The sequence below is a fragment of the Enterobacter cloacae complex sp. IR5403 genome, assembly GCF_049238705.1.
Lineage (GTDB): Bacteria > Pseudomonadota > Gammaproteobacteria > Enterobacterales > Enterobacteriaceae > Enterobacter > Enterobacter hormaechei_C.
Genome location: NZ_JBMKHP010000008.1, coordinates 162730 through 186441, shown reverse-complemented (window position 1 = coordinate 186441; position 23712 = coordinate 162730). Strand labels below are relative to the sequence as shown.

Genomic DNA, 23712 nt, shown 5'->3' with positions numbered 1-23712 from the left:
CCAGTCATGAAGCTGATACGCGGCATACATAATCTCAGTCAAGCCCCGCACGGGTGCGTGCTGACCATTGGTAATTTCGACGGCGTGCATCGTGGGCATCAGGCGCTGTTGCAGGGATTGCGTAAAGAAGGCGAGGCGCGAGGCCTGCCCGTCGTGGTGATGATTTTCGAGCCTCAGCCGCTGGAGCTGTTTGCAGGCGAGAAATCCCCCGCTCGGCTGACGCGTCTGCGCGAGAAGTTACGCTACCTGGCGGAGTCAGGGGTGGACTACGTTCTGTGCGTACGGTTCGACCGTCGTTTTGCCGCGCTGACCGCACAAAATTTTGTCAGCGACCTGTTGGTCAGGCAGCTTGGCGTGCAGTTTCTCGCCGTGGGCGATGATTTCCGCTTTGGCGCTGGTCGTCAGGGCGATTTCTTGTTATTACAGAAGGCTGGCCTGGAGTACGGGTTTGACGTCACCAGCACGATGACCTTCTGTGAGGGCGGCGTGCGCGTCAGCAGCACCGCGGTACGTCAGGCGCTGGCGAACGATGAACTGGACACGGCAGAAACGCTGCTGGGTCACCCGTTCACAATTTCAGGTCGCGTGGTCCATGGCGATGCGCTGGGCCGCACGATAGGTTTCCCGACGGCGAATATACCGCTGCGTCGTCAGGTCTCCCCGGTTAAAGGGGTCTATGCGGTGGAAGTGGCAGGACTGGGCGAGAAGCCTTTCTACGGCGTCGCCAACATTGGCACACGTCCAACAGTTGCCGGTGTGCGTCAACAGTTAGAAGTACACCTGCTGGACGTTGTAATGGACCTCTACGGTCGCCATATAGATGTGATACTGCGTAAAAAAATACGCAATGAACAGCGATTCGCTTCGCTGGATGAACTTAAGGCGCAAATCGCGCGAGATGAATTAACGGCCCGCGAGTTTTTTGGGCTTTAGAACCGGCTTAACTGCCTACGTGATAAATACGGAACCGAGAATCTGATGAGTGACTATAAATCAACCCTGAATTTGCCGGAAACAGGGTTCCCGATGCGCGGCGATCTCGCCAAGCGTGAACCGGGAATGCTGGCGCGTTGGACCGATGATGACCTGTACGGCATCATTCGTGCAGCCAAAAAAGGCAAAAAAACCTTCATTCTGCATGATGGCCCTCCATATGCGAATGGCAGCATTCATATTGGTCACTCTGTAAACAAGATTCTGAAAGACATTATCGTGAAGTCCAAAGGACTCGCGGGATATGACTCGCCTTACGTTCCGGGCTGGGACTGCCATGGTCTGCCAATCGAGCTGAAAGTTGAGCAAGAGTATGGTAAGCCGGGTGAGAAGTTCACCGCCGCAGAATTCCGCGCGAAATGCCGCGAATACGCTGCCACCCAGGTTGACGGTCAGCGCGCTGACTTTATCCGTCTGGGCGTGCTGGGCGACTGGTCGCATCCGTACCTGACCATGGACTTCAAAACCGAAGCCAACATCATCCGTGCGCTGGGTAAAATCATCGGCAACGGTCACCTGCACAAAGGCGCTAAGCCGGTGCACTGGTGCGTCGACTGCCGTTCTGCGCTGGCAGAAGCGGAAGTTGAGTATTACGACAAAACCTCGCCTTCTATCGATGTGGCGTTCGAAGCGGTCGATCAGGATGCGATTAAAGCTAAATTTGGTCTGCCTGGCGTAAGCGGTCCAGTCTCGCTGGTTATCTGGACCACCACCCCGTGGACGCTGCCTGCTAACCGCGCGATCTCCCTCTCTGGCGAGTTTGAGTATGCGCTGGTGCAGATTGATGGCCGTGCGGTTATCCTGGCGAAAGACCTGGTCGAAAGCGTGCTGAAACGCGCGAACATCACTGATTACACCGTGCTGGGCACCGTTAAAGGCGACGCGCTGGAACTGATGCGTTTCAAACACCCGTTCCTGGACTTCGACGTTCCGGCGATCCTGGGCGACCACGTCACGCTGGACGCAGGTACTGGTGCGGTGCATACCGCCGGTGGCCACGGTCCTGACGACTACAACATCAGCCTGAAATACGGTCTGGAAATCGCCAACCCGGTCGGTCCGGATGGCTCTTACCTGCCTGGCACCTACCCGGCGCTGGACGGTATTAACGTCTTTAAAGCCAACGACATCATCGTTGACATGCTGCGCACCAGCGGCGCGCTGCTGCACGTTGAGAAAATGCAACACAGCTACCCGTGCTGCTGGCGTCACAAGTCGCCGATCATCTTCCGTGCGACCCCGCAGTGGTTCGTCAGCATGGACCAGAAAGGCCTGCGCGAGCAGTCTCTGAAAGAGATCAAAGGCGTGCAGTGGATCCCGGACTGGGGCCAGGCGCGTATCGAATCCATGGTGGCTAACCGTCCTGACTGGTGTATCTCCCGTCAGCGCACCTGGGGCGTGCCGATGTCGCTGTTCGTGCATAAAGAGACGCAGGAGCTGCACCCGAATACGCTGGAACTGATGGAAGAAGTGGCGAAGCGCGTCGAAGTTGACGGCATTCAGGCGTGGTGGGATCTCGACGCCCGCGACATCCTGGGCGCGGACGCGGACAACTACGAGAAAGTGCCAGATACCCTGGACGTGTGGTTCGACTCCGGTTCAACTCACGCCTCTGTCGTTGACGTGCGCCCTGAGTTCGCCGGTCACGCTGCCGACATGTATCTGGAAGGCTCCGACCAACACCGCGGCTGGTTCATGTCATCCCTGATGATCTCCACCGCCATGAAGGGTAAAGCACCTTACCGTCAGGTACTGACCCACGGCTTCACCGTGGATGGCCAGGGCCGTAAGATGTCCAAATCTATCGGTAACACCGTTTCTCCGCAGGACGTGATGAACAAACTGGGCGCGGACATCCTGCGCCTGTGGGTAGCATCTACCGACTACACCGGCGAAATGGCGGTGTCTGATGAGATCCTGAAACGTGCTGCCGACAGCTATCGTCGTATCCGTAACACCGCGCGCTTCCTGCTGGCGAACCTGAACGGGTTTGATCCGGTAAAAGACATGGTGAAGCCGGAAGAGATGGTCGTGCTCGATCGCTGGGCGGTGGGCTGCGCGAAAGCGGCGCAGGAAGACATTGTTAAAGCGTACGAATCTTACGACTTCCACGAAGTGGTGCAGCGCCTGATGCGCTTCTGCTCCATCGAGATGGGCTCGTTCTACCTCGACATCATCAAAGACCGCCAGTACACCGCGAAAGCGGACAGCGTGGCGCGTCGTAGCTGCCAGACTGCGCTGTTCCACATCGCAGAGGCGCTGGTGCGCTGGATGGCGCCGATCATGTCCTTCACTGCGGATGAAATCTGGGGTTACCTGCCGGGCGACCGCGAGAAGTATGTCTTCACCGGCGAGTGGTACGAAGGTCTGTTCGATCTCTCCAGCACCGAAGCGATGAACGATGCCTACTGGGACGAGCTGCTGAAAGTGCGTGGCGAAGTGAACAAGGTTATCGAGCAGGCGCGCGCTGACAAGAAAGTCGGTGGCTCTCTGGAAGCGACGGTGACCCTGTACGCCGAACCGGAGCTGGCGGCCAAACTGACCGCGCTGGGCGATGAATTACGATTTGTCCTGTTGACCTCCGGTGCGAAAGTTGCGGATTATGCCGAGGCGTCTGCTGATGCTCAGCAGAGCGAACTGCTCAAAGGACTGAAGGTCGCACTGAGCAAAGCCGACGGTGAAAAATGCCCGCGTTGCTGGCATTACACTACCGATGTCGGTCAGGTGGCGGAACACGCAGACATCTGCGGACGCTGTGTAAGCAACGTCGCCGGTGACGGCGAAAAACGTAAGTTTGCCTGATGAGTAAAACTCTCTGTTCAACAGGACTGCGCTGGCTGTGGCTGGTGGTAGTGGTGCTGATTATTGATTTGGGCAGCAAGTTCCTGATCCTCCAGAATTTCGCTCTGGGGGATACGGTCCCGCTGTTCCCGTCGCTTAACCTGCACTATGCCCGCAACTATGGTGCGGCGTTTAGTTTCCTTGCCGACAGCGGTGGCTGGCAGCGCTGGTTCTTCGCGGGTATCGCTATCGGTATCTGCGTCGTGCTGGCGGTGCTGATGTACCGCTCGAAGGCCACGCAAAAGCTGAATAACATCGCCTACGCGCTGATCATTGGCGGCGCGCTGGGCAACCTGTTTGACCGCCTGTGGCACGGCTTTGTGGTCGATATGATCGACTTCTACGTCGGCGACTGGCACTTCGCGACCTTTAACCTCGCCGATAGCGCCATTTGCATCGGTGCGGCGTTAATCGTGCTGGAAGGCTTCTTGCCTAAACCGGCTGCGAAAGAGCAGGCGTAACAAAACCAGCCGGGTGATGCGTAGCGATCCCGGCCTACAGAATTTGTGGCCCCCGTTGGCCCGGTAAGCGTAGCGCCACCGAGCAACAGGTGACCCAAAACAAGCGAGCAATTTGCATGTCTAAATCCGTACAGAGCAACAGCGCGGTTCTCGTTCATTTCACGCTGAAGCTGGATGACGGCTCCACGGCCGAATCCACCCGCAACAATGGCAAACCGGCGCTGTTTCGTCTGGGCGATACCTCCCTGTCTGAAGGCCTCGAACAGCAGCTTCTCGGTCTGAAAGAGGGTGAGAAAAAAGCGTTCTCACTGGAGCCGGATGCGGCATTCGGTGTGCCAAGCCCGGATCTGATCCAGTACTTCTCGCGCCGTGAGTTTATGGATGCGGGTGAACCGGAAATCGGGGCGATTATGCTCTTTACCGCTATGGACGGCAGCGAAATGCCTGGCGTGATCCGCGAAATCAACGGTGACTCCATTACCGTTGACTTCAACCATCCGCTTGCCGGGCGTACCGTTCATTTTGATGTAGAAGTGCTGGAGATCGATCCGGCGCTGGAGGCCTGAAATGCAGATCCTGTTGGCTAACCCGCGCGGTTTTTGCGCCGGTGTAGACCGCGCTATCAGCATTGTTGAAAACGCGCTGGAGATTTACGGCGCGCCGATTTATGTGCGTCACGAAGTGGTGCACAACCGCTACGTGGTCGACAGCCTGCGCGAGCGCGGTGCGATTTTTATCGAGCAGATCAGCGAAGTGCCGGACGGCGCAATCCTCATCTTCTCCGCGCACGGCGTCTCTCAGGCGGTACGCAACGAGGCGAAAAGCCGCGATCTGACCGTATTCGATGCCACCTGTCCGTTAGTGACTAAGGTGCATATGGAAGTGGCGCGCGCCAGCCGTCGTGGTGAAGAGTCAATTCTGATTGGTCACGCCGGCCACCCGGAAGTGGAAGGCACCATGGGCCAGTACAGCAACCCGGAAGGGGGGATGTATCTGGTTGAGTCACCGGAAGACGTCCTGACGCTGAACGTGAAAAACGAAGCGCGTCTGTCGTTTATGACCCAGACGACGCTTTCCGTGGACGACACCTCAGACGTGATTGACGCTCTGCGTCAGCGCTTCCCGAAAATCGTCGGGCCGCGCAAAGATGATATCTGCTACGCAACCACCAATCGTCAGGAAGCCGTGCGCGCGCTGGCTGAACAGGCGGACGTAGTGCTGGTGGTCGGCTCGAAAAACTCCTCTAACTCCAACCGTCTGGCCGAACTGGCGCAGCGTATGGGGAAAGCGGCGTTTCTGATCGACGACGCAACGGACATTCAGGAAGCGTGGGTGAAAAACGCGGCCTGCGTCGGTGTTACCGCAGGCGCTTCAGCGCCGGATATTCTGGTGCAGAACGTCATTGCCCGTCTGCAAGAGCTGGGCGGTGGCGAAGCGGTGCCGCTGGAAGGCCGTGAAGAGAACATTGTCTTCGAAGTGCCGAAAGAGCTGCGTATTGACGCGCGAGAAGTGGAATAGTTCTTTATCTGATGAAAGGCCAGCACCTCCTGTGCTGGCCTTTTTTTTGCCCCAAACTTTATCGTGACGACAAAATCATGTCTTTTACTGATATTTAAGTCGGTTTCACGTTAAATTCTAATTATCGGTGTTTTCAGTTGGCAGGCTTTGCCAAGGCTGGTTAATCTGAAAACGGTTTACATCATTTTAACGTAAGAGAATAACTATGCATGATGCACAGATCCGCGTTGCTATTGCGGGCGCGGGTGGACGTATGGGCCGCCAGCTGATTCAGGCGGCACTACAGATGGATGGCGTGGCACTCGGCGCGGCGCTGGAGCGTGAAGGTTCATCCCTGCTGGGAGCCGATGCAGGCGAGCTGGCGGGCGCGGGCAAGACAGGCGTCACCGTGCAGAGCAGCCTTGAGGCGGTGAAAGAAGACTTTGACGTGTTCATCGACTTTACCCGTCCGGAAGGCACGCTGGCTCATCTGGCGTTTTGCCGTCAGCACGGTAAAGGGATGGTGATTGGTACCACTGGTTTCGATGATGCCGGTAAACAGGCCATTCAGGACGCGTCCACTGAGATTGCGATTGTCTTCGCTGCGAACTTTAGCGTCGGCGTTAACGTCATGCTGAAACTGCTGGAAAAGGCAGCGAAGGTGATGGGCAACTATACCGACATTGAGATTGTTGAAGCACACCACCGCCATAAAGTTGATGCTCCATCAGGCACGGCGCTGGCGATGGGCGAAGCGATTGCTCATGCACTTGATAAAGATTTAAAAGAGTGCGCGGTCTATACCCGTGAAGGACATACCGGCGAACGCGTGCCTGGGACAATTGGTTTCGCAACCGTTCGTGCAGGCGATATCGTCGGCGAACATACAGCGATGTTCGCCGATATTGGCGAGCGTGTTGAGATCACCCATAAAGCGTCAAGCCGCATGACGTTTGCGAATGGTGCAGTTCGTGCCGCTTTGTGGCTTAATGCGAAGGAAAAGGGTCTTTTTGATATGCGAGATGTGCTTGATCTCAATAATTTGTAAGCGATATTACCCATCGTGATGTGGTTATTGCAGTCGTAATTCCTTGATTGCATAGGGCAATAATTTATTGCCCTCTTATTTTATCCGTTTTAGATAAAAAATAACGCTTAGACGGCATAAAGCTTATTGTTGTGCCATTTTTCTGTGAAATATATGTAAATTTTGACCATCTGGTCCACTTTTTGTCGCGCATCTCTCTAAAATTCTAACAAACCTGCCGCGCAAGCGTTTTCCGGAATGATTTACCTGATCTTTTTGTCCATTAAACCCCAATCCAGATGCCAGGCTTGCAAAAGAATATACAAAACTCCCGTTTTAAGTTGACTTTTACATAGCAAATCCCCAGAATGCCGCCGTTTGCCAAAAATCCGCTGGCAACACATTTGCATTGATCCATGACATGGTTATGAATTAATATGCAAATAAAGTGAGTGAATATTCTCTGGAGGGTGTTTTGATTAAGTCAGCGCTATTGGTTCTGGAAGACGGAACCCAGTTTATCGGTCGGGCCATAGGGGCAACGGGTTCGGCGGTTGGGGAAGTCGTTTTCAATACTTCAATGACCGGTTATCAAGAAATCCTCACTGATCCTTCCTATTCTCGCCAAATCGTTACTCTTACTTATCCTCATATCGGCAATGTCGGCACCAATGCGGCTGACGAAGAATCCTCTCAGGTACATGCGCAAGGCCTGGTCATTCGTGACCTGCCGCTGATTGCCAGCAACTTCCGCAACACCGAAGACCTCTCTTCTTACCTGAAGCGCCATAACATTGTGGCGATTGCCGATATCGATACCCGTAAGCTGACGCGTCTGCTGCGCGAGAAGGGTGCACAAAACGGTTGCATCATCGCAGGGGATAACCTCGATGCGACGCTGGCGCTGGAAAAAGCGAAAGCCTTCCCGGGACTGAACGGTATGGACCTGGCGAAAGAAGTGACCACCGCTGAAGCCTACAGCTGGACGCAGGGAAGCTGGACGCTGGAAGGCGACCTGCCGGAAGCGAAACCGGAAAGCGAGCTGCCGTTCCACGTGGTGGCCTATGATTTTGGCGCCAAGCGCAACATCCTGCGTATGCTGGTTGACCGTGGCTGCCGCCTGACGGTCGTCCCGGCACAAACATCTGCGGAAGAGGTTCTGAAGATGAACCCGGACGGCATCTTCCTCTCTAACGGTCCTGGCGACCCGGCGCCGTGCGACTACGCTATCGACGCCATCAAGTCCTTCCTGGAAACCGATATCCCGGTATTCGGCATCTGTCTCGGTCATCAGCTGCTGGCGCTGGCGAGCGGAGCGAACACCGTCAAGATGAAGTTCGGCCACCACGGTGGTAACCACCCGGTGAAAGATATCGACAACAACACGGTGATGATCACCGCGCAGAACCACGGCTTCGCTGTGGATGAAGCGACGATGCCGGCTAACCTGCGCGTGACGCACAAATCACTGTTCGATGGCACCTTGCAGGGTATCCATCGCACCGATAAGCCTGCGTTCAGCTTCCAGGGTCACCCTGAAGCCAGCCCGGGCCCACACGATGCCGCACCGCTGTTCGATCACTTCATCGAACTTATCGAGCAATACCGTAAGACCGCTAAATAATCAGGAGCTGAGAAGACCATGCCAAAACGTACAGACATAAAAAGCATCCTGATCCTTGGCGCTGGCCCGATTGTCATCGGCCAGGCCTGTGAATTTGACTACTCCGGCGCGCAGGCGTGTAAAGCCCTGCGTGAAGAGGGTTACCGCGTCATCCTGGTGAACTCTAACCCGGCCACCATCATGACCGACCCGGAAATGGCGGATGCGACCTACATCGAGCCGATTCACTGGGAAGTGGTACGCAAAATTATCGAGAAAGAGCGTCCGGACGCGGTGCTGCCGACCATGGGCGGCCAGACGGCGCTGAACTGTGCGCTGGAGCTGGAGCGTCAGGGCGTGCTGGAAGAGTTTGGCGTGACCATGATCGGGGCGACCGCCGACGCGATTGATAAAGCAGAAGACCGTCGCCGCTTCGACGTGGCCATGAAGAAAATCGGCCTCGACACCGCACGTTCCGGTATCGCGCACAATATGGAAGAAGCGCTGGCCGTTGCGGCTGAAGTGGGTTATCCGTGCATCATCCGCCCTTCCTTCACCATGGGCGGCACCGGCGGCGGCATTGCCTACAACCGCGAAGAGTTTGAAGAGATTTGCGAGCGCGGCCTGGATCTCTCCCCAACCAAAGAGCTGCTGATTGATGAATCGCTGATTGGCTGGAAAGAGTACGAGATGGAAGTGGTGCGTGATAAAAACGACAACTGCATCATCGTCTGCTCCATCGAAAACTTCGACGCGATGGGGATCCACACCGGCGACTCCATCACCGTTGCGCCAGCTCAGACGCTGACCGACAAAGAGTACCAAATCATGCGTAACGCCTCGATGGCGGTACTGCGTGAAATCGGCGTGGAAACCGGCGGCTCTAACGTGCAGTTCTCGGTGAACCCGAAAACCGGCCGTCTGATTGTTATCGAAATGAACCCGCGCGTGTCCCGTTCCTCCGCGCTGGCCTCCAAAGCCACCGGCTTCCCGATTGCGAAAGTGGCGGCGAAACTGGCGGTGGGTTATACCCTCGACGAGCTGATGAACGACATCACCGGTGGCCGCACCCCTGCGTCCTTCGAACCGTCCATCGACTACGTTGTGACTAAAATTCCTCGCTTTAACTTCGAGAAATTCGCCGGCGCCAACGACCGTCTGACCACCCAGATGAAATCCGTTGGTGAAGTCATGGCGATTGGCCGCACGCAGCAGGAATCCCTGCAAAAAGCGCTGCGCGGCCTGGAAGTGGGCGCGACCGGCTTTGACCCGAAAGTCAGCCTGGACGACCCGGAAGCACTGACCAAAATCCGCCGCGAGCTGAAAGACGCGGGCGCAGAGCGTATCTGGTACATCGCCGATGCCTTCCGCGCGGGCCTGTCCGTCGACGGCGTATTTAACCTGACTAACATTGACCGCTGGTTCCTGGTGCAGATTGAAGAGCTGGTGCGTCTGGAAGAGAAAGTGGCGGAGCTGGGCATCAACGGCCTGGACGCAGACTTCCTGCGCATGCTGAAGCGTAAAGGCTTCGCCGATGCGCGTCTGGCTAAGCTGGCGGGCGTGCGTGAAGCGGAAATCCGCAAGCTGCGCGACCAGTATGACCTGCACCCGGTTTACAAGCGTGTGGACACCTGTGCGGCAGAGTTCTCGACCGATACCGCGTACATGTACTCCACCTATGAAGACGAGTGCGAAGCGAACCCGTCCGTCGACCGCGACAAGATTATGGTGCTGGGCGGCGGTCCAAACCGTATCGGCCAGGGCATCGAGTTTGACTACTGCTGCGTACACGCCTCACTGGCGCTGCGTGAAGACGGTTACGAGACCATCATGGTCAACTGTAACCCGGAAACCGTTTCGACCGACTACGATACCTCCGACCGCCTCTACTTCGAGCCGGTTACCCTGGAAGACGTGCTGGAAATCGTGCGCATCGAGAAGCCAAAAGGCGTGATCGTGCAGTACGGCGGCCAGACTCCGCTGAAGCTGGCGCGCGCGCTGGAAGCAGCAGGTGTACCGGTTATCGGCACCAGCCCGGACGCGATTGACCGTGCGGAAGACCGCGAGCGTTTCCAGCAGGCGGTTGACCGTCTCAAGCTGAAACAGCCGGCGAACGCCACCGTGACCGCAATTGAAATGGCCGTTGAGAAAGCGAAAGAGATTGGCTACCCGCTGGTGGTGCGTCCATCCTACGTACTGGGCGGTCGCGCGATGGAAATCGTTTACGACGAAGCGGACCTGCGTCGCTACTTCCAGACGGCGGTGAGCGTTTCCAACGATGCGCCTGTGCTGCTCGACCGCTTCCTCGACGACGCGGTTGAAGTCGACGTGGATGCCATCTGCGACGGCGAAATGGTGCTGATTGGCGGCATCATGGAGCACATCGAGCAGGCGGGCGTGCACTCCGGTGACTCCGCCTGTTCTCTGCCAGCGTACACCCTGAGCCAGGAGATTCAGGACGTGATGCGCCAGCAGGTGCAGAAGCTGGCCTTCGAGCTTCAGGTTCGCGGCCTGATGAACGTTCAGTTCGCGGTTAAAGACAACGAAGTCTATCTGATTGAAGTCAACCCGCGTGCGGCGCGTACCGTGCCGTTCGTCTCTAAAGCGACCGGTATTCCGCTGGCGAAAGTGGCGGCGCGCGTGATGGCTGGCCAGACGCTGGCTCAGCAGGGCGTCACGAAAGAAATCATCCCGCCGTACTACTCGGTGAAAGAGGTGGTGCTGCCGTTCAACAAATTCCCGGGCGTTGACCCGCTGTTAGGGCCAGAGATGCGCTCTACCGGGGAAGTGATGGGCGTGGGCCGTACCTTCGCCGAAGCGTTTGCCAAAGCGCAGCTGGGCAGTAGCTCCACCATGAGAAAATCAGGCCGTGCGCTGCTCTCCGTTCGCGAAGGCGATAAAGAGCGCGTGGTTGACCTGGCCGCCAAGCTGCTGAAACAGGGCTTCGAGCTGGACGCCACTCACGGTACGGCGATTGTGCTGGGTGAAGCGGGTATCAACCCGCGTCTGGTGAACAAAGTGCATGAAGGTCGTCCGCACATTCAGGACCGCATTAAGAATGGCGAGTACACCTACATCATTAACACCACCGCAGGTCGCCAGGCGATTGAAGACTCCAAGCTGATTCGCCGCAGCGCGCTCCAGTACAAAGTGCATTACGACACCACCCTGAACGGCGGTTTCGCGACGGCCATGGCGCTGAATGCGGATGCCACCGAGAAGGTGATTTCGGTGCAGGAAATGCACGCTCAGATTAGCAAGTAATCTGCACAGGCCCGGCAAGCGTTAGCGCCGCCGGGCAAATGGCGGGTGGCGCTTCGCTTACCCGCCCTGTGGTTTTCTTTACCCATCTTAAGAACCTTCTGGTTTTTCATCCGCTTTCAGTCAGTTAGCCTAAAATGGTTAGGTCGATAACGAAAATTCAACTGAGAGCAGGGGAAAACACCATGCAAAATAAACTACTGATCGCTTCCGTTCTGGCTGCCACCGCAATGTTCACCGTGGCGGGCTGTTCGTCCAATCAGGCCGTAAAAACCACCGATGGCAAAACGATTGTTACTGACGGGAAACCGCAGGTGGATGACGATACCGGTCTGGTATCGTACAAAAACGCCGAAACCGGTCAAACTGAACAGATTAACCGTGACCAGGTTAAATCAATGGGCGAGCTGGATAACTAATTCAGATTTCTGACGTTAGCCCGTCAATAATATTCACTATTAGCCTGTTGAATTACTGTCTACACTCTTCTGGTAAAAGAAAGCGGTAAAACAACAGGCTACTCAATGATTCTGATAATTTATGCGCACCCCTATCCGCAGCATTCGCATGCGAATAAGCGGATGCTTGAGCAGGCAAGGACGCTCGAAAACGTAGAGATACGTTCCCTCTATCAACTCTATCCCGATTTTAATATCGATGTCGCCGCCGAACAGGAGGCGCTCTCCCGTGCCGATCTGATCGTCTGGCAGCATCCGATGCAGTGGTACAGCACCCCTCCGCTGCTGAAATTGTGGATCGACAAAGTTTTCTCCCACGGTTGGGCATACGGACACAACGGCAACGCGCTTCATGGCAAAAGCCTGATGTGGGCTGTTACCACCGGCGGGGGGGAAAGCCACTTTGAGATTGGCACCTTCCCCGGATTTGACGTGCTGGCGCAGCCGCTCCAGGCTACTGCCCTGTACTGCGGTCTGAACTGGCTTCCGCCTTTTACGATGCACTGTACCTTTGTCTGCGACGATGAAACCTTGCAGGCGCAGGCTCGTCACTACAAACAACGCTTACTTGAGTGGCAGGAGGCGCACAATGGATAGCCATACGCTGATACAGGCGCTGATTTACCTCGGCGCGGCGGCATTAATTGTGCCCGTGGCGGTTCGTCTGGGGCTGGGCTCGGTGCTCGGCTACCTGATTGCCGGATGTGTGATTGGCCCCTGGGGCTTTCGGCTGGTGACGGACGCCGAGTCGATCCTGCATTTTGCGGAGATCGGCGTGGTGCTGATGCTGTTTGTGATTGGTCTGGAGCTGGATCCGCAGCGGCTGTGGAAACTGCGCGCCTCGGTGTTTGGCGGAGGCGCCCTGCAAATGCTGGCCTGCGGTCTGCTGTTGGGCGGGTTCTGCATTCTGCTGGGGATGGAGTGGAAAGTCGCAGAGCTGATCGGCATGACGCTGGCGCTCTCCTCGACGGCGATTGCCATGCAGGCAATGAACGAGCGTAATCTGACGGTGTCGCAAATGGGGCGCAGCACCTTCTCCGTACTGTTGTTCCAGGATATTGCCGCCATCCCGCTGGTGGCGATGATCCCGCTGCTGGCAGCCAGCGGCGCATCAACGACGCTGGGAGCATTTGCCTTATCAGCGCTGAAGGTTGCCGGTGCGCTGGCGCTGGTTGTTCTGCTTGGTCGCTACGTAACGCGTCCGCTGCTGCGCTTTGTGGCTCGCTCTGGCCTGCGCGAAGTATTCAGCGCCGTTGCGTTATTCCTGGTGTTTGGTTTTGGATTGCTGCTGGAAGAGGCCGGGCTGTCGATGGCAATGGGCGCCTTCCTCGCGGGGGTCTTACTGGCAAGCTCCGAATACCGTCACGCGCTGGAAAGCGATATCGAGCCGTTTAAAGGATTGCTGCTGGGGCTGTTTTTCATCGGCGTCGGGATGTCTATCGACTTTGGGACGCTGGTAACCCATCCGCTGCGCATCATCATTCTGCTGGTGGGTTTCCTGGTCATTAAAATGGCGATGCTGTGGCTGATTGCCCGCCCGTTAAATGTGCCAAAACCGCAACGCCGCTGGTTTGCCGTGCTGCTGGGGCAGGGGAGTGAGTTTGCTTTCGTGGTCTTTGGCGCAGCGCAGATGGCAAATGTACTTGATCCGGAATGGGCAAAAGCGCTGACGCTGGCGGTTGCGCTGTCGATGGCCGCAACGCCGATCCTGCTGGTGCTGCTGACGCGTCTGGAGAAAGCGGGAAGCGAACAGGAGCGAGAAGCCGATGAGATCGACGAGGAGCAGCCGCGGGTGATCATCGCCGGATTTGGCCGATTCGGGCAGATTACTGGCCGTTTACTGCTCTCCAGCGGAGTCAAAATGGTTATCCTCGATCACGATCCTGACCATGTCGATACGCTGCGTAAATTCGATATGAAAGTGTTTTACGGTGATGCGACCCGAGTTGATCTGCTGGAATCCGCCGGGGCGGCGAAAGCCGAGGTGTTGATTAATGCCATTGACGATCCAGAGACCAGTATGCAGATGGTTGAGCTGGTTAAAGAGCATTTTCCGCATCTGACCATTATCTCCCGTGCGCGCGATGTGGATCATTACATCCAGCTGCGTCAGGCGGGTGTGGCAGCCCCTGAACGTGAAACCTTCGAAGGGGCGCTTAAATCTGGCCGCATGGCGCTGGAAAGCCTGGGACTTGGCGCGTATGAAGCGCGTGAGCGTGCCGATCTGTTCCGCCGTTTTAATCATGAGATGGTGGAAGAGATGGTGGCGATGGCGAGCAGTACGGCAACCGAACGCGCTGCGGTGTTTAAACGCACCAGCACCATGCTGACGGAGATCATCAACGAGGATCGAAATCACCTGTCGCTGGTTCAGCGCCACGGCTGGCAAGGAACGGAAGAGGGCAAGCATACCGGTGATCCTGCGGATGAACCAGAGAGTAAACCCTCTGCGTGAAGTGGAGTTGCCAGCAATATTAAAAAATTTCTAATTCTTTACCCTGCCGCCAGTCGACGAAAGATTAAGCTTTCCGTATAGTGGCGGCAATTTTTTGCATCCGGGAAATTTTCAATGATCAGTCTGATTGCAGCGCTGGCGGTAGACCGCGTTATCGGCATGGAAAACGCCATGCCGTGGAACCTGCCTGCCGATCTCGCATGGTTTAAACGTACTACGTTAAACAAGCCGGTAGTGATGGGCCGCCTTACCTGGGAGTCGATTGGTCGTCCACTGCCGGGTCGTAAGAATATTGTGATCAGTAGCCAGCCGGGCACTGACGATCGCGTTCAGTGGGTTAAGTCCGTTGATGAAGCAATTGCCGCCTGCGGCGATGCCGAAGAGATCATGGTGATCGGCGGGGGGCGTGTGTATGAGCAGTTCCTGCCTAAAGCGCAGAAACTGTATCTGACGCACATTGATGCGGAAGTGGAAGGGGATACCCATTTCCCGGATTACGATCCGGACGAGTGGGAGTCCGTATTCAGTGAGTTTCACGATGCGGATGCGCAGAACTCGCACAGCTACTGCTTCGAAATTCTGGAACGTCGTTAATGGTTTTATCCTCTCCCGGTGGGAGAGGATAAACATCCTCAGGAAGCGACCGCTTCACCCTCACCTAAGTCCAGCTGTCGGTTGGATGGCTGCACAAAGTAAGTTTTATCTTCCCAGCGTAAGCAGGTTAAATCCCCACCCCAGCAGCATCCGGTATCCAGCGCGTAGATATTTTCCGGGGTGCCTTTTCCTTCCAGCGAGGCCCAGTGGCCAAATACCACGCTGTATTCGTCAGTCACGGGGCCAGGAATGGCAAACCACGGCTTAAGCGGCGCAGGCGCATTTTCCGGCGTATCTTTGCAATACATATCCAGCTGCCCGTTCGGGAAGCAGTAGCGCATGCGCGTAAAAGCATTGGTGATAAAACGCAGTCGTGCCAGGCCGCTGAGGTCATCACTCCAGTTATTTGGCATGTCGCCGTACATCGCATCAAGGAAGAACGGGTAGGAGTCGCTCGCCAGCACCGCTTCGGCGTCGCGCGCGCAGGTTTTTGCCGTCTCAAGATCCCACTGAGGCGTGATGCCGGCATGCGCCATCACCAGTTTTTTCTCTTCGTCAATCTGTAGCAGCGGCTGGCGACGCAGCCAGTTGAGCAACTCATCGGCATCCGGTGCTTCCAGCAGGGGGGTAATGCGATCTTTCGGCTTATTACGGCTGATCCCGGCGTATACGGCCAGCAGATGCAGATCGTGGTTGCCCAGCACCATGCGCACGCTGTCACCCAGCGATTTGACATAGCGGAGGACGTCCAGGGAACCGGGACCGCGCGCCACTAAGTCGCCCGTCAGCCAGAGCGTGTCCTGCCCGGGGGTGAAGTCGACCTGTTTTAATAATGCGATCAGTTCATCGTAGCAACCGTGAACGTCGCCAATCAGATATGTAGACATTAGATTAATGAATAAGTGTAGGTACGGCGAGACGGAATACGGGAATAGCAATGCGGAAAGCATTGCCGTCGGCATCGACCATTTCATAATGGCCTTGCATGGTACCCAGCGGCGTTTCAATTACCGCGCCGCTGGTGTACTGATACTCTTCGCCAGGGGCGATATGGGGTTGTTCACCGACCACGCCTTCGCCCTGGACTTCAATTTCACGGCCATTGCCGTTGGTGATAAGCCAGTAGCGCCCGAGCAGTTGCACAGGCATCCGCCCCAGATTGCGAATGGTTACGGTATAAGCAAAGACAAAGCGTTCTTCATCCGGTGTGGATTGGGACTCAATGTAGACGCTTTGAACCTGAACACAGACGCGGGGCGAATCAATCATGGCTTAGCTCTCCTTCGGCGGCGCATTGTCGCTGATGTAATTAGCCAGCTTGCAGTACTGCTCTACGGAAATATTTTCCGCACGCATTGCCGGGTCGATGCCCAGCTCAGCTAATACGTCAACGGTAAACAGATTGCCAAGGCTGTTACGAATCGTTTTACGGCGCTGGTTAAAGGCTTCTGTCGTGATACGGCTCAGCACGCGCAGGTCTTTGACCGGGTACGGCATCGTTTTATGTGGCACCAGGCGCACAACCGCAGAATCTACTTTTGGCGGCGGCGTGAACGCGGAAGGCGGTACTTCTAATACCGGGATCACGTTGCAGTAATATTGCGCCATCACGCTTAAACGACCATACGCTTTACTGTTCGGCCCTGCAACCAGACGGTTAACGACCTCTTTTTGCAACATGAAGTGCATGTCGGCAATGGCATCAGTATAGCTAAACAGATGGAACATCAGCGGGGTGGAGATGTTGTACGGCAGGTTACCGAACACGCGCAGCGGCTGTCCCATTTTTTCTGACAGTTCGCCGAAGTTCATGGTCATCGCATCCTGCTGATAAATCGTCAGCTTCGGCCCGAGGAACGGGTGTGTTTGCAGACGCGCGGCCAGATCGCGGTCGAGTTCGATAACGGTCAGTTCGTCGAGGCGTTCGCCTACCGGCTCGGTCAGCGCGGCAAGACCCGGGCCGATTTCGACCATGGCCTGGCCTTTCTGCGGATTAATGGCAGAAACGATACTGTCGATCACAAACTGATCGTTGAGGAAGTTTTGCCCGAAGCGTTTACGGGCTAAGTGGCCCTGATGGACTCGATTAGTCATTGAGTATTAACAATCATTTTGATGGCGAGATTAAGCGCCGTAATAAAACTGCCGACATCCGCTTTTCCCTGGCCTGCCAGATCCAGCGCAGTACCGTGGTCAACGGACGTTCGAATAAAGGGTAAACCGAGGGTGATATTCACCCCGCGGCCAAAGCCCTGGTATTTTAGCACGGGCAGACCCTGATCGTGGTACATCGCGAGTACGGCGTCGGCATTATCCAGGTATTTGGGCTGGAAAAGGGTGTCGGCAGGCAGTGGCCCGCTGAGGTTCATCCCCTTCGCCCGCATCTCCTCAAGCACCGGAATGATGGTGTCGATCTCTTCGGTGCCCATATGTCCGCCTTCACCCGCGTGCGGATTCAGGCCGCAAACCAGCACATGCGGCTGCGGAATGCCGAATTTGGTTTGCAGATCGTGATGCAAAATGCCAATGATCTCACGCAGGAGTTCAGGCGTAATGGCATCCGGAATGGCTTTGATCGGCAGGTGCGTTGTTACCAGCGCAACGCGCATTGCTTCGGTTGCCAGCATCATCACCACTTTCGGGCTGTGCGAACGCTCTTCGAAAAATTCGGTATGCCCGGTAAACGGAATGCCCGCGTCATTGATCACGCCTTTATGCACCGGACCGGTGATCAGGGCGGCAAATTCGCCCTGAAGGCAACCGTCACAGGCGCGCGCCAGCGTCTCGACAACGTAGTGGCCGTTTTCAGTGTGTAACTCACCGGGGACAACAGGCGCACGGAGCGGAACAGAAAGCAGGGTGAGAGTACCCGCCTGCTGCGGTGCGGGCTGTTGGCCTTCAACGTAAGGGAGGAGCGTTAAAGGCAGACCGAGCAAGGCTGCCCGGTCTTGTAACAGTGTTGCATCTGCGCAGACAACCAACTCTACCGGCCAGCTGCGCTGGGCGAGCTGAACCACAAGGTCAGGCCCAATCCCGGCGGGTTCGCCGGGGGTGATCACAACACGATGCGGTATCATCAGTTGCTCAACACTTTCACGTAAGCGCTGGCGCGTTGTTCCTGCATCCAGGTTGCGGCTTCTTCAGAGAACTTACGGTTAAACAGCATGCGATACGCACGGTCTTTCTGCGCCGCGTCGGTTTTATCCACGTTGCGCGTGTCCATCAGCTGGATCAGATGCCAGCCGAAGGAGGAGTGTACCGGCGCGCTCATCTGGCCTTTATTCAGCTTCATTAACGCATCGCGGAAAGCCGGATCGTAAATATCCGCTGCCGCCCAACCCAGGTCACCGCCCTGGTTTGCAGAGCCAGGATCCTGAGAGAACTCTTTTGCCGCTTTATCGAAGGTGGTTTTACCGCTCTTGATGTCTGCGGCGATCTGTTCCAGCTTCGCACGAGCCTGATCGTCAGTCATGATCGGAGACGGCTTAAGCAGGATATGACGCGCATGTACTTCGGTAACCGAAATGTTCTGGCTCTGGCCGCGCAGGTCATTCACTTTCAGAATGTGGAAGCCCACACCGGAACGGATTGGACCGACGATGTCGCCTTTCTTCGCCGTGCTCAGCGCCTGGGCAAACAGGGATGGCAGCTCCTGAATACGGCCCCAGCCCATCTGGCCGCCTTTCAGCGCCTGCTGGTCAGCGGAATAGGTGATCGCCAGCTTGCCAAAGTCATCGCCATTGCGCGCCTGCTCAACGATAGCGCGCGCCTGGCTTTCCGCCTCAGCCGCCTGATCGGAGGTTGGGTTTTCCGGCAGTGGGATCAGGATGTGGCTCAGGTTAAGCTCGGTGCTGGCATCATTCTGATTCCCCACCTGTTTTGCCAGGGCATCCACTTCCTGCGGCAGGATGGTGACGCGGCGGCGGACTTCATTGTTACGCACTTCTGAAATCAGCATCTCTTTACGGATCTGATTACGGTAGGTGGCGTAGCTGATGCCGTCATAGGCCAGGCGGCTACGCATCTGGTCCGGGGTAATGTTGTTCTGCTTTGCAATGTTGGCGATCGCCTGATCGAGCTGCTCGTCAGAGATCTTCACACCCATTTTCTGGCCCATCTGAAGAACAATCTGATCCATGATCAGACGTTCCAGGATCTGGTGGCGCAGCGTAGCGTCATCCGGAAGCTGTTGACCTGCTTCGCCCGAGTTGAGCTTTACAGATTTCATCAAACCGTCAACGTCACTTTCAAGCACGACGCCGTTGTTAACCACAGCCGCGACTTTATCGACAACCTGTGGGGCCGCGAAGCTGGTATTCGCAACCATAGCGACACCGAGTAGCAGCGTTTTCCAGTTCTTCATACTTTTTCCATTTCAATTAACCGCAAAGCGGATTACGTTGTAAATCAAGCACATTACAATGAACTACGATACGGCAGAATGTTCGAGCGCAGCATCTGCTGCGTGCCCAGACCGTAGTTAGAACTCAGGCCGCGCAATTCGATATTAAAGCCAATCACGTTATCGTATTTGCCCTGACTGTTTTGCGTATCCCAGCCGTTAAGTTTGCGTTCGTAACCGACACGTATTGCGTAACAGCAGGAGTTATATTGCAGACCCAGCATCTGGTCAGCAGGTTTTTGGGCATTCGTGTCATAGTAGTAGGCTCCGACGACTGACCAACGATCGGCAATCGGCCAGCTCGCGGCGGTACCCACCTGTGAAATACCGTCTTTGTATGGGTCGGAAGCGGAATAATTAGGCAGTGTCGCCTGAATGTATTCCGGGCTGGCGTAACGGTATGTCAACTGCAACATACGGTCCTCATCACGACGATACTCGATGGCAGCGCTGCCCGTCGCGATATTGTCCAGTCGTGTATCGTACTGAACACCACCGCGCAGACCCCAACGATCCGTCATGCGCCAGTAAGTGTCGCCCGCCCATACCAGTGAGCCCGTTTTGTTGTCTTTCTCCCACTGAATTTTATCATCGCCAGTGCGTGATTCTGTGAAATAGTAGATTTGACCAACAGAAACGTTAAAACGTTCAACGGCAGCATCATCATATATGCGCGTTGTGACGCCGGTCGTTAACTGGTTAGCTGACGCAATACGGTCAAGGCCGCCGTAGGAACGATCGCGGAACAGGCCGCTATAGTCAGATTGCAGTAAGGACGAGTCGTAGTTTTGAATCTTGCTCTGATCGCGATAAGGCACGTACAGATACTGCATACGTGGCTCAAGTGTCTGGGTATATCCATCCGCGAGCATGCCCATATCGCGTTCGAAAATGAGCTTGCCGTCCATTTTAAACTGAGGGAGTACACGGTTTACTGAATCTGCAAGATCGTTCGCGTTGTTCGGGTTCGCATTGTATTTATCAATATTTTTCTGCTGGTAGTGGGTGGCCATCATCTTGGCTTCAGTATTCAGGCTCGCCCAGTCGTTTGACCACGGAAGATTGATCGTCGGCTCGATATGCAGACGCGTAGCTTCCGGCATATCCGAGTTGGTGTTGACGAAATGGACCGCCTGAGCGTAAACGTGCGTGTCGAAAGGACCCACATCGTTCTGGTACCAGTTCACGTCCAGCTGCGGCTCTGCACCGTAGGTACTGTTTGTTTGCGTATCAAAGACCTGGAACTGTTTGGTCGACACCGTCGCGTCAAAGTTCTCAATGGCGTAGCCCACGCTGAATTTCTGCGTGGCGTAACCGTCGGTACTGGAGCCGTATTTTGAATCAAAGTCGTTGAAATAATACGGATCGCTGACTTTGGTGTAGTCGATGTTGAAGCGCCACACCTGATCCAATACCCCGGCGTGCTTCCAGTAGTACATCCAGCGGTGCTTATCACCTTCGCTCGGATGCTCGTCCTGGAACACCTTATCTGATGGCAGATAATCAAATTCCATCAGACCCGTGCCCGCCTTGGTCAGATAGCGGAATTCGTTCTCCCACATGATGTTACCGCGCTTATGGATATAGTGCGGCGTGATCGTGGCGTCCATGTTGGGCGCAATGTTCCAGTAGTACGGCAGGTAGAACTCAAAGTAGTTCGACGTGCTGTACTTGGCGTTCGGGATCAGGAAACCTGAACGACGTTTGTCACCCACAGGCAGTTGCAGGTAAGGACTATAGAAAATAGGCACCGGGCCGAGTTTAAAACGGGCGTTCCAGATCTCTGCAACCTGTTCTTCACGGTCGTGGATCACTTCACTGCCCACCACGCTCCAGGTATTTGACCCTGGCAAACAGGAGGTAAACGAGCCGTTTTCGAGAATGGTGTAGCGGTTTTCGCCGCGCTGCTTCATCAGGTCTGCGGTACCGCGCCCCTGACGACCGACCATCTGGTAATCACCTTCCCAGACGTTGGTGTCTTTGGTATTCAGATTCGACCAAGCTTTCGGACCTTTCAGGATGACCTGATTGTCGTCATAGTGCACATTACCCAGCGCATCCACCGTACGGACAGGCGCCTGAGCACCTTCCGGTTGCTTCTGGTGCAATTGCACTTCGTCAGCAAGCAGGCGACTGTTGCCCTGGTTAATATCGACATTGCCTGTAAAGGTCGCATTGTCAGGATAATTACCTTTTGCGCTGTCGGCATTAATGGTGACGGGTAAGTCATTCGTATCGCCTTTCACCAGTGGGCGATTGTAACTTGGGACGCCAAGCATACACTGCGAGGCGAGATCGGCTGCGAGCCCCTGTTGGCTATACAGGGCGGTGCCAATCATTGTGGCCAGAAGGGTGGGGATACGTTTTTTCATACGTTGTATTTTATTGTTCCGTCATCAGTGGCTACGGCTTACAAACGCTCAGAGACTATCTTACTCATCAGCGCAGTACCAGCGTTAATCCTGCCCGTTTGCGCGCCAGAGTGTTAGGCTCGCTATCGAATGACGAGTATGATAATGCAAATTATAGGCGATGTCCCTCAATTGACCGTGGCGCGACCACTGTAATGATGGCGTTGCGTCGGCCAGGAACATGACCATTCGGGGAGTATATGCAGTATTGGGGTAAAATAATCGGCGTTGCGTTCGCAATTATTATGGGTGCCGGATTCTGGGGCGTCGTTCTTGGCCTCATTATCGGCCATATGTTTGATAAAGCACGCAGCCGCAAAATGGCCTGGTTTGCCAACCAGCGCGAGCGCCAGTCACTCTTTTTCTCCACCACCTTTGAGGTGATGGGGCACTTAACCAAATCAAAAGGACGCGTAACGGAAGCCGATATTCAGGTGGCCAGCGTCTTTATGGATCGCATGAATCTGCACGGCGAATCCCGCATCGCGGCGCAGAATGCGTTTCGGATTGGTAAATCAGATCACTACCCGCTGCGTGAAAAAATGCGGCAGTTCCGTAGCATCTGTTTCGGGCGTTTTGATTTAATTCGGATGTTTCTGGAAATTCAAATCCAGGCCGCCTTCGCGGATGGCTCTCTGCATCCGAATGAACGGGACGTCCTGTATGTGATTGCTGAAGAGCTGGGCATTTCCCGCATGCAGTTCGATCAGTTCCTGCGCATGATGCAGGGCGGCGCGCACTTTGGCGGCGGTTATCAGCAGCAATCGTCCGGCGGCGGCTGGCAGCAGGCGCAGCGTGGCCCTACGCTTGAAGATGCCTGTAACGTCCTCGGCGTGAAGCCGTCTGACGATGTCACGACCATCAAACGCGCCTATCGTAAGCTGATGAGCGAGCACCATCCGGATAAGCTGGTGGCGAAAGGCCTGCCGCCAGAGATGATGGAGATGGCGAAACAAAAAGCGCAGGAAATCCAGAAAGCCTACGAGCTGATTAAAGAGCAGAAAGGTTTTAAATAAAAAAATGGCCCGACACAGTCGGGCCATTTTTTCAGAAGTCCACCGGGGCTTTGAACGTCATGGCGTTGCCGAAAGCAGGGTGGGTGATGGTGAGCGTCTGCGCATGCAGTTGCAGGCGCGGCGCTAACGCCAGCGCTTCCGGCGGCGCATAGAATCTGTCCCCCAGAATCGGATGACCCATCGCAAGCATATGCACACGCAGCTGGTGGGAGCGCCCGGTAATCGGCTTCAGCAGGACGCGCGCGGTGTTATCCGGCGCGTACTCCAGCACTTCATACTCGGTTTGCGCGGCCTTGCCGGTTTCATAACATACCTTCTGCTTTGGCCGATTCGGCCAGTCGCAAATCAGCGGTAAATCCACCAGCCCTTCCGCCTGCGCCGGATGGCCCCAGACGCGGGCGACATACTGCTTCTTCGGCTCGCGCTCGCGGAACTGACGCTTCAGCTCACGTTCTGCCGCTTTATTCAGAGCCACCACAATCACGCCGCTGGTCGCCATATCCAGACGATGGACTGACTCGGCCTGGGGATAATCACGCTGGATACGCGTCATCACGCTGTCTTTATGCTCTTCCAGACGCCCCGGCACGGACAACAAGCCGCTCGGCTTGTTAACCACCATAATGTGCTCGTCCTGATACAGAACGACCAGCCACGGATCCATCGGGGGATTGTAGGGCTCCATTACCATCT

Annotated in this window: 20 protein-coding genes; 13 read left to right on the top strand and 7 right to left on the bottom strand. The window is 55.7% G+C overall.

The window, feature by feature from the left end; all coding sequences use genetic code 11:
- Window positions 1–6: 6 nt before the first annotated feature.
- From ribF to folA, 12 genes are all read left to right on the top strand, one after another.
- Entirely contained in the window at window positions 7–933 is a 927-nt protein-coding gene (gene ribF / locus ACOTW6_RS13780) for a bifunctional riboflavin kinase/FAD synthetase (protein WP_003856456.1), read from the top strand.
- 45 nt (window positions 934–978) lie between these two features.
- Window positions 979–3795, top strand: coding sequence for an isoleucine--tRNA ligase (gene ileS / locus ACOTW6_RS13775; RefSeq protein ID WP_062932378.1), 2817 nt, complete (start codon window positions 979–981; stop codon window positions 3793–3795).
- Window positions 3795–4295 carry a signal peptidase II gene (lspA, locus tag ACOTW6_RS13770; RefSeq protein WP_013095527.1) on the top strand — a complete coding sequence of 167 codons (501 nt, stop codon included), beginning with the start codon at window positions 3795–3797 and terminating at the stop codon, window positions 4293–4295. Before ileS ends, lspA begins: the two co-directional genes overlap by 1 nt.
- Before the next feature lie 116 nt (window positions 4296–4411).
- The gene (gene fkpB, locus ACOTW6_RS13765; RefSeq protein ID WP_003856450.1) at window positions 4412–4861 is read left to right on the top strand and encodes an FKBP-type peptidyl-prolyl cis-trans isomerase; all 450 of its coding nucleotides are present in this window, start codon (window positions 4412–4414) and stop codon (window positions 4859–4861) included.
- Between the two features lies 1 nt (window position 4862).
- The gene (ispH, locus tag ACOTW6_RS13760; RefSeq protein ID WP_028015471.1) at window positions 4863–5813 is read left to right on the top strand and encodes a 4-hydroxy-3-methylbut-2-enyl diphosphate reductase; all 951 of its coding nucleotides are present in this window, start codon (window positions 4863–4865) and stop codon (window positions 5811–5813) included.
- A gap of 205 nt (window positions 5814–6018) precedes the next feature.
- Complete coding sequence (dapB, locus tag ACOTW6_RS13755; RefSeq protein ID WP_062932377.1) at window positions 6019–6840, top strand: 4-hydroxy-tetrahydrodipicolinate reductase; 822 nt, start codon at window positions 6019–6021, stop codon at window positions 6838–6840.
- A 454-nt stretch (window positions 6841–7294) separates the two neighbouring features.
- Complete coding sequence (carA, locus tag ACOTW6_RS13750; RefSeq protein WP_062932376.1) at window positions 7295–8443, top strand: glutamine-hydrolyzing carbamoyl-phosphate synthase small subunit; 1149 nt, start codon at window positions 7295–7297, stop codon at window positions 8441–8443.
- A gap of 18 nt (window positions 8444–8461) precedes the next feature.
- A complete protein-coding gene (gene carB, locus ACOTW6_RS13745) occupies window positions 8462–11686 on the top strand; it encodes a carbamoyl-phosphate synthase large subunit (protein WP_023315370.1) in 3225 nt (1074 codons plus the stop codon).
- 182 nt (window positions 11687–11868) lie between these two features.
- The gene (locus ACOTW6_RS13740; RefSeq protein ID WP_003856439.1) at window positions 11869–12102 is read left to right on the top strand and encodes a YgdI/YgdR family lipoprotein; all 234 of its coding nucleotides are present in this window, start codon (window positions 11869–11871) and stop codon (window positions 12100–12102) included.
- Between the two features lie 105 nt (window positions 12103–12207).
- Window positions 12208–12738 (top strand): glutathione-regulated potassium-efflux system oxidoreductase KefF, encoded by a 531-nt coding sequence (gene kefF / locus ACOTW6_RS13735; RefSeq protein ID WP_062932375.1) that lies wholly within the window; start codon window positions 12208–12210, stop codon window positions 12736–12738.
- Entirely contained in the window at window positions 12731–14596 is a 1866-nt protein-coding gene (gene kefC / locus ACOTW6_RS13730) for a glutathione-regulated potassium-efflux system protein KefC (protein ID WP_062932374.1), read from the top strand. Before kefF ends, kefC begins: the two co-directional genes overlap by 8 nt.
- 114 nt (window positions 14597–14710) lie before the next feature.
- On the top strand, window positions 14711–15190 hold the full coding sequence (gene folA, locus ACOTW6_RS13725; RefSeq protein ID WP_003856431.1) for a type 3 dihydrofolate reductase: 480 nt from the start codon (window positions 14711–14713) through the stop codon (window positions 15188–15190).
- A gap of 38 nt (window positions 15191–15228) precedes the next feature.
- Here folA and apaH read toward each other — a convergent pair whose 3' ends face one another.
- Genes apaH through lptD form a run of 6 tightly spaced genes read right to left on the bottom strand, consistent with a single transcriptional unit; the run spans window position 15229 to window position 21964 of the window.
- Window positions 15229–16077, bottom strand: coding sequence for a bis(5'-nucleosyl)-tetraphosphatase (symmetrical) ApaH (gene apaH / locus ACOTW6_RS13720; RefSeq protein ID WP_062932373.1), 849 nt, complete (start codon window positions 16075–16077; stop codon window positions 15229–15231).
- A gap of 4 nt (window positions 16078–16081) precedes the next feature.
- Window positions 16082–16459, bottom strand: a complete 378-nt coding sequence (gene apaG, locus ACOTW6_RS13715; protein WP_003856425.1) for a Co2+/Mg2+ efflux protein ApaG — start codon at window positions 16457–16459, stop codon at window positions 16082–16084.
- 3 nt (window positions 16460–16462) lie between these two features.
- Window positions 16463–17284, bottom strand: coding sequence for a 16S rRNA (adenine(1518)-N(6)/adenine(1519)-N(6))-dimethyltransferase RsmA (gene rsmA / locus ACOTW6_RS13710; protein ID WP_003856423.1), 822 nt, complete (start codon window positions 17282–17284; stop codon window positions 16463–16465).
- Entirely contained in the window at window positions 17281–18267 is a 987-nt protein-coding gene (gene pdxA / locus ACOTW6_RS13705) for a 4-hydroxythreonine-4-phosphate dehydrogenase PdxA (RefSeq protein WP_017694531.1), read from the bottom strand. Before pdxA ends, rsmA begins: the two co-directional genes overlap by 4 nt.
- Entirely contained in the window at window positions 18267–19553 is a 1287-nt protein-coding gene (gene surA, locus ACOTW6_RS13700; RefSeq protein ID WP_047051347.1) for a peptidylprolyl isomerase SurA, read from the bottom strand. Before surA ends, pdxA begins: the two co-directional genes overlap by 1 nt.
- 53 nt (window positions 19554–19606) lie before the next feature.
- A complete protein-coding gene (gene lptD / locus ACOTW6_RS13695; RefSeq protein ID WP_062932372.1) occupies window positions 19607–21964 on the bottom strand; it encodes an LPS assembly protein LptD in 2358 nt (785 codons plus the stop codon).
- Between the two features lie 239 nt (window positions 21965–22203).
- On the opposite strand from lptD, the gene djlA reads away from it, so the two are divergent.
- Window positions 22204–23019: a co-chaperone DjlA gene (djlA, locus tag ACOTW6_RS13690; RefSeq protein WP_015572652.1), complete on the top strand. Its 816-nt coding sequence runs from the start codon at window positions 22204–22206 to the stop codon at window positions 23017–23019.
- 31 nt (window positions 23020–23050) lie between these two features.
- Here djlA and rluA read toward each other — a convergent pair whose 3' ends face one another.
- Window positions 23051–23710, bottom strand: coding sequence for a bifunctional tRNA pseudouridine(32) synthase/23S rRNA pseudouridine(746) synthase RluA (gene rluA / locus ACOTW6_RS13685; protein ID WP_062932371.1), 660 nt, complete (start codon window positions 23708–23710; stop codon window positions 23051–23053).
- Window positions 23711–23712 lie beyond the last annotated feature (2 nt).

Coding starts and splice junctions, on each gene's coding strand:
- folA (WP_003856431.1), top strand. CDS start 14,711: ATGATCAGTCTGATTGCAGCGCTGGCGGTAGACCGCGTTATCGGCATG.
- ispH (WP_028015471.1), top strand. CDS start 4,863: ATGCAGATCCTGTTGGCTAACCCGCGCGGTTTTTGCGCCGGTGTAGAC.
- carB (WP_023315370.1), top strand. CDS start 8,462: ATGCCAAAACGTACAGACATAAAAAGCATCCTGATCCTTGGCGCTGGC.
- kefF (WP_062932375.1), top strand. CDS start 12,208: ATGATTCTGATAATTTATGCGCACCCCTATCCGCAGCATTCGCATGCG.
- apaG (WP_003856425.1), bottom strand. CDS start 16,459: ATGATTGATTCGCCCCGCGTCTGTGTTCAGGTTCAAAGCGTCTACATT.
- ACOTW6_RS13740 (WP_003856439.1), top strand. CDS start 11,869: ATGCAAAATAAACTACTGATCGCTTCCGTTCTGGCTGCCACCGCAATG.
- fkpB (WP_003856450.1), top strand. CDS start 4,412: ATGTCTAAATCCGTACAGAGCAACAGCGCGGTTCTCGTTCATTTCACG.
- lspA (WP_013095527.1), top strand. CDS start 3,795: ATGAGTAAAACTCTCTGTTCAACAGGACTGCGCTGGCTGTGGCTGGTG.
- ileS (WP_062932378.1), top strand. CDS start 979: ATGAGTGACTATAAATCAACCCTGAATTTGCCGGAAACAGGGTTCCCG.
- djlA (WP_015572652.1), top strand. CDS start 22,204: ATGCAGTATTGGGGTAAAATAATCGGCGTTGCGTTCGCAATTATTATG.
- ribF (WP_003856456.1), top strand. CDS start 7: ATGAAGCTGATACGCGGCATACATAATCTCAGTCAAGCCCCGCACGGG.
- lptD (WP_062932372.1), bottom strand. CDS start 21,964: ATGAAAAAACGTATCCCCACCCTTCTGGCCACAATGATTGGCACCGCC.
- surA (WP_047051347.1), bottom strand. CDS start 19,553: ATGAAGAACTGGAAAACGCTGCTACTCGGTGTCGCTATGGTTGCGAAT.
- pdxA (WP_017694531.1), bottom strand. CDS start 18,267: ATGATACCGCATCGTGTTGTGATCACCCCCGGCGAACCCGCCGGGATT.
- rluA (WP_062932371.1), bottom strand. CDS start 23,710: ATGGTAATGGAGCCCTACAATCCCCCGATGGATCCGTGGCTGGTCGTT.
- dapB (WP_062932377.1), top strand. CDS start 6,019: ATGCATGATGCACAGATCCGCGTTGCTATTGCGGGCGCGGGTGGACGT.
- rsmA (WP_003856423.1), bottom strand. CDS start 17,284: ATGACTAATCGAGTCCATCAGGGCCACTTAGCCCGTAAACGCTTCGGG.
- kefC (WP_062932374.1), top strand. CDS start 12,731: ATGGATAGCCATACGCTGATACAGGCGCTGATTTACCTCGGCGCGGCG.
- apaH (WP_062932373.1), bottom strand. CDS start 16,077: ATGTCTACATATCTGATTGGCGACGTTCACGGTTGCTACGATGAACTG.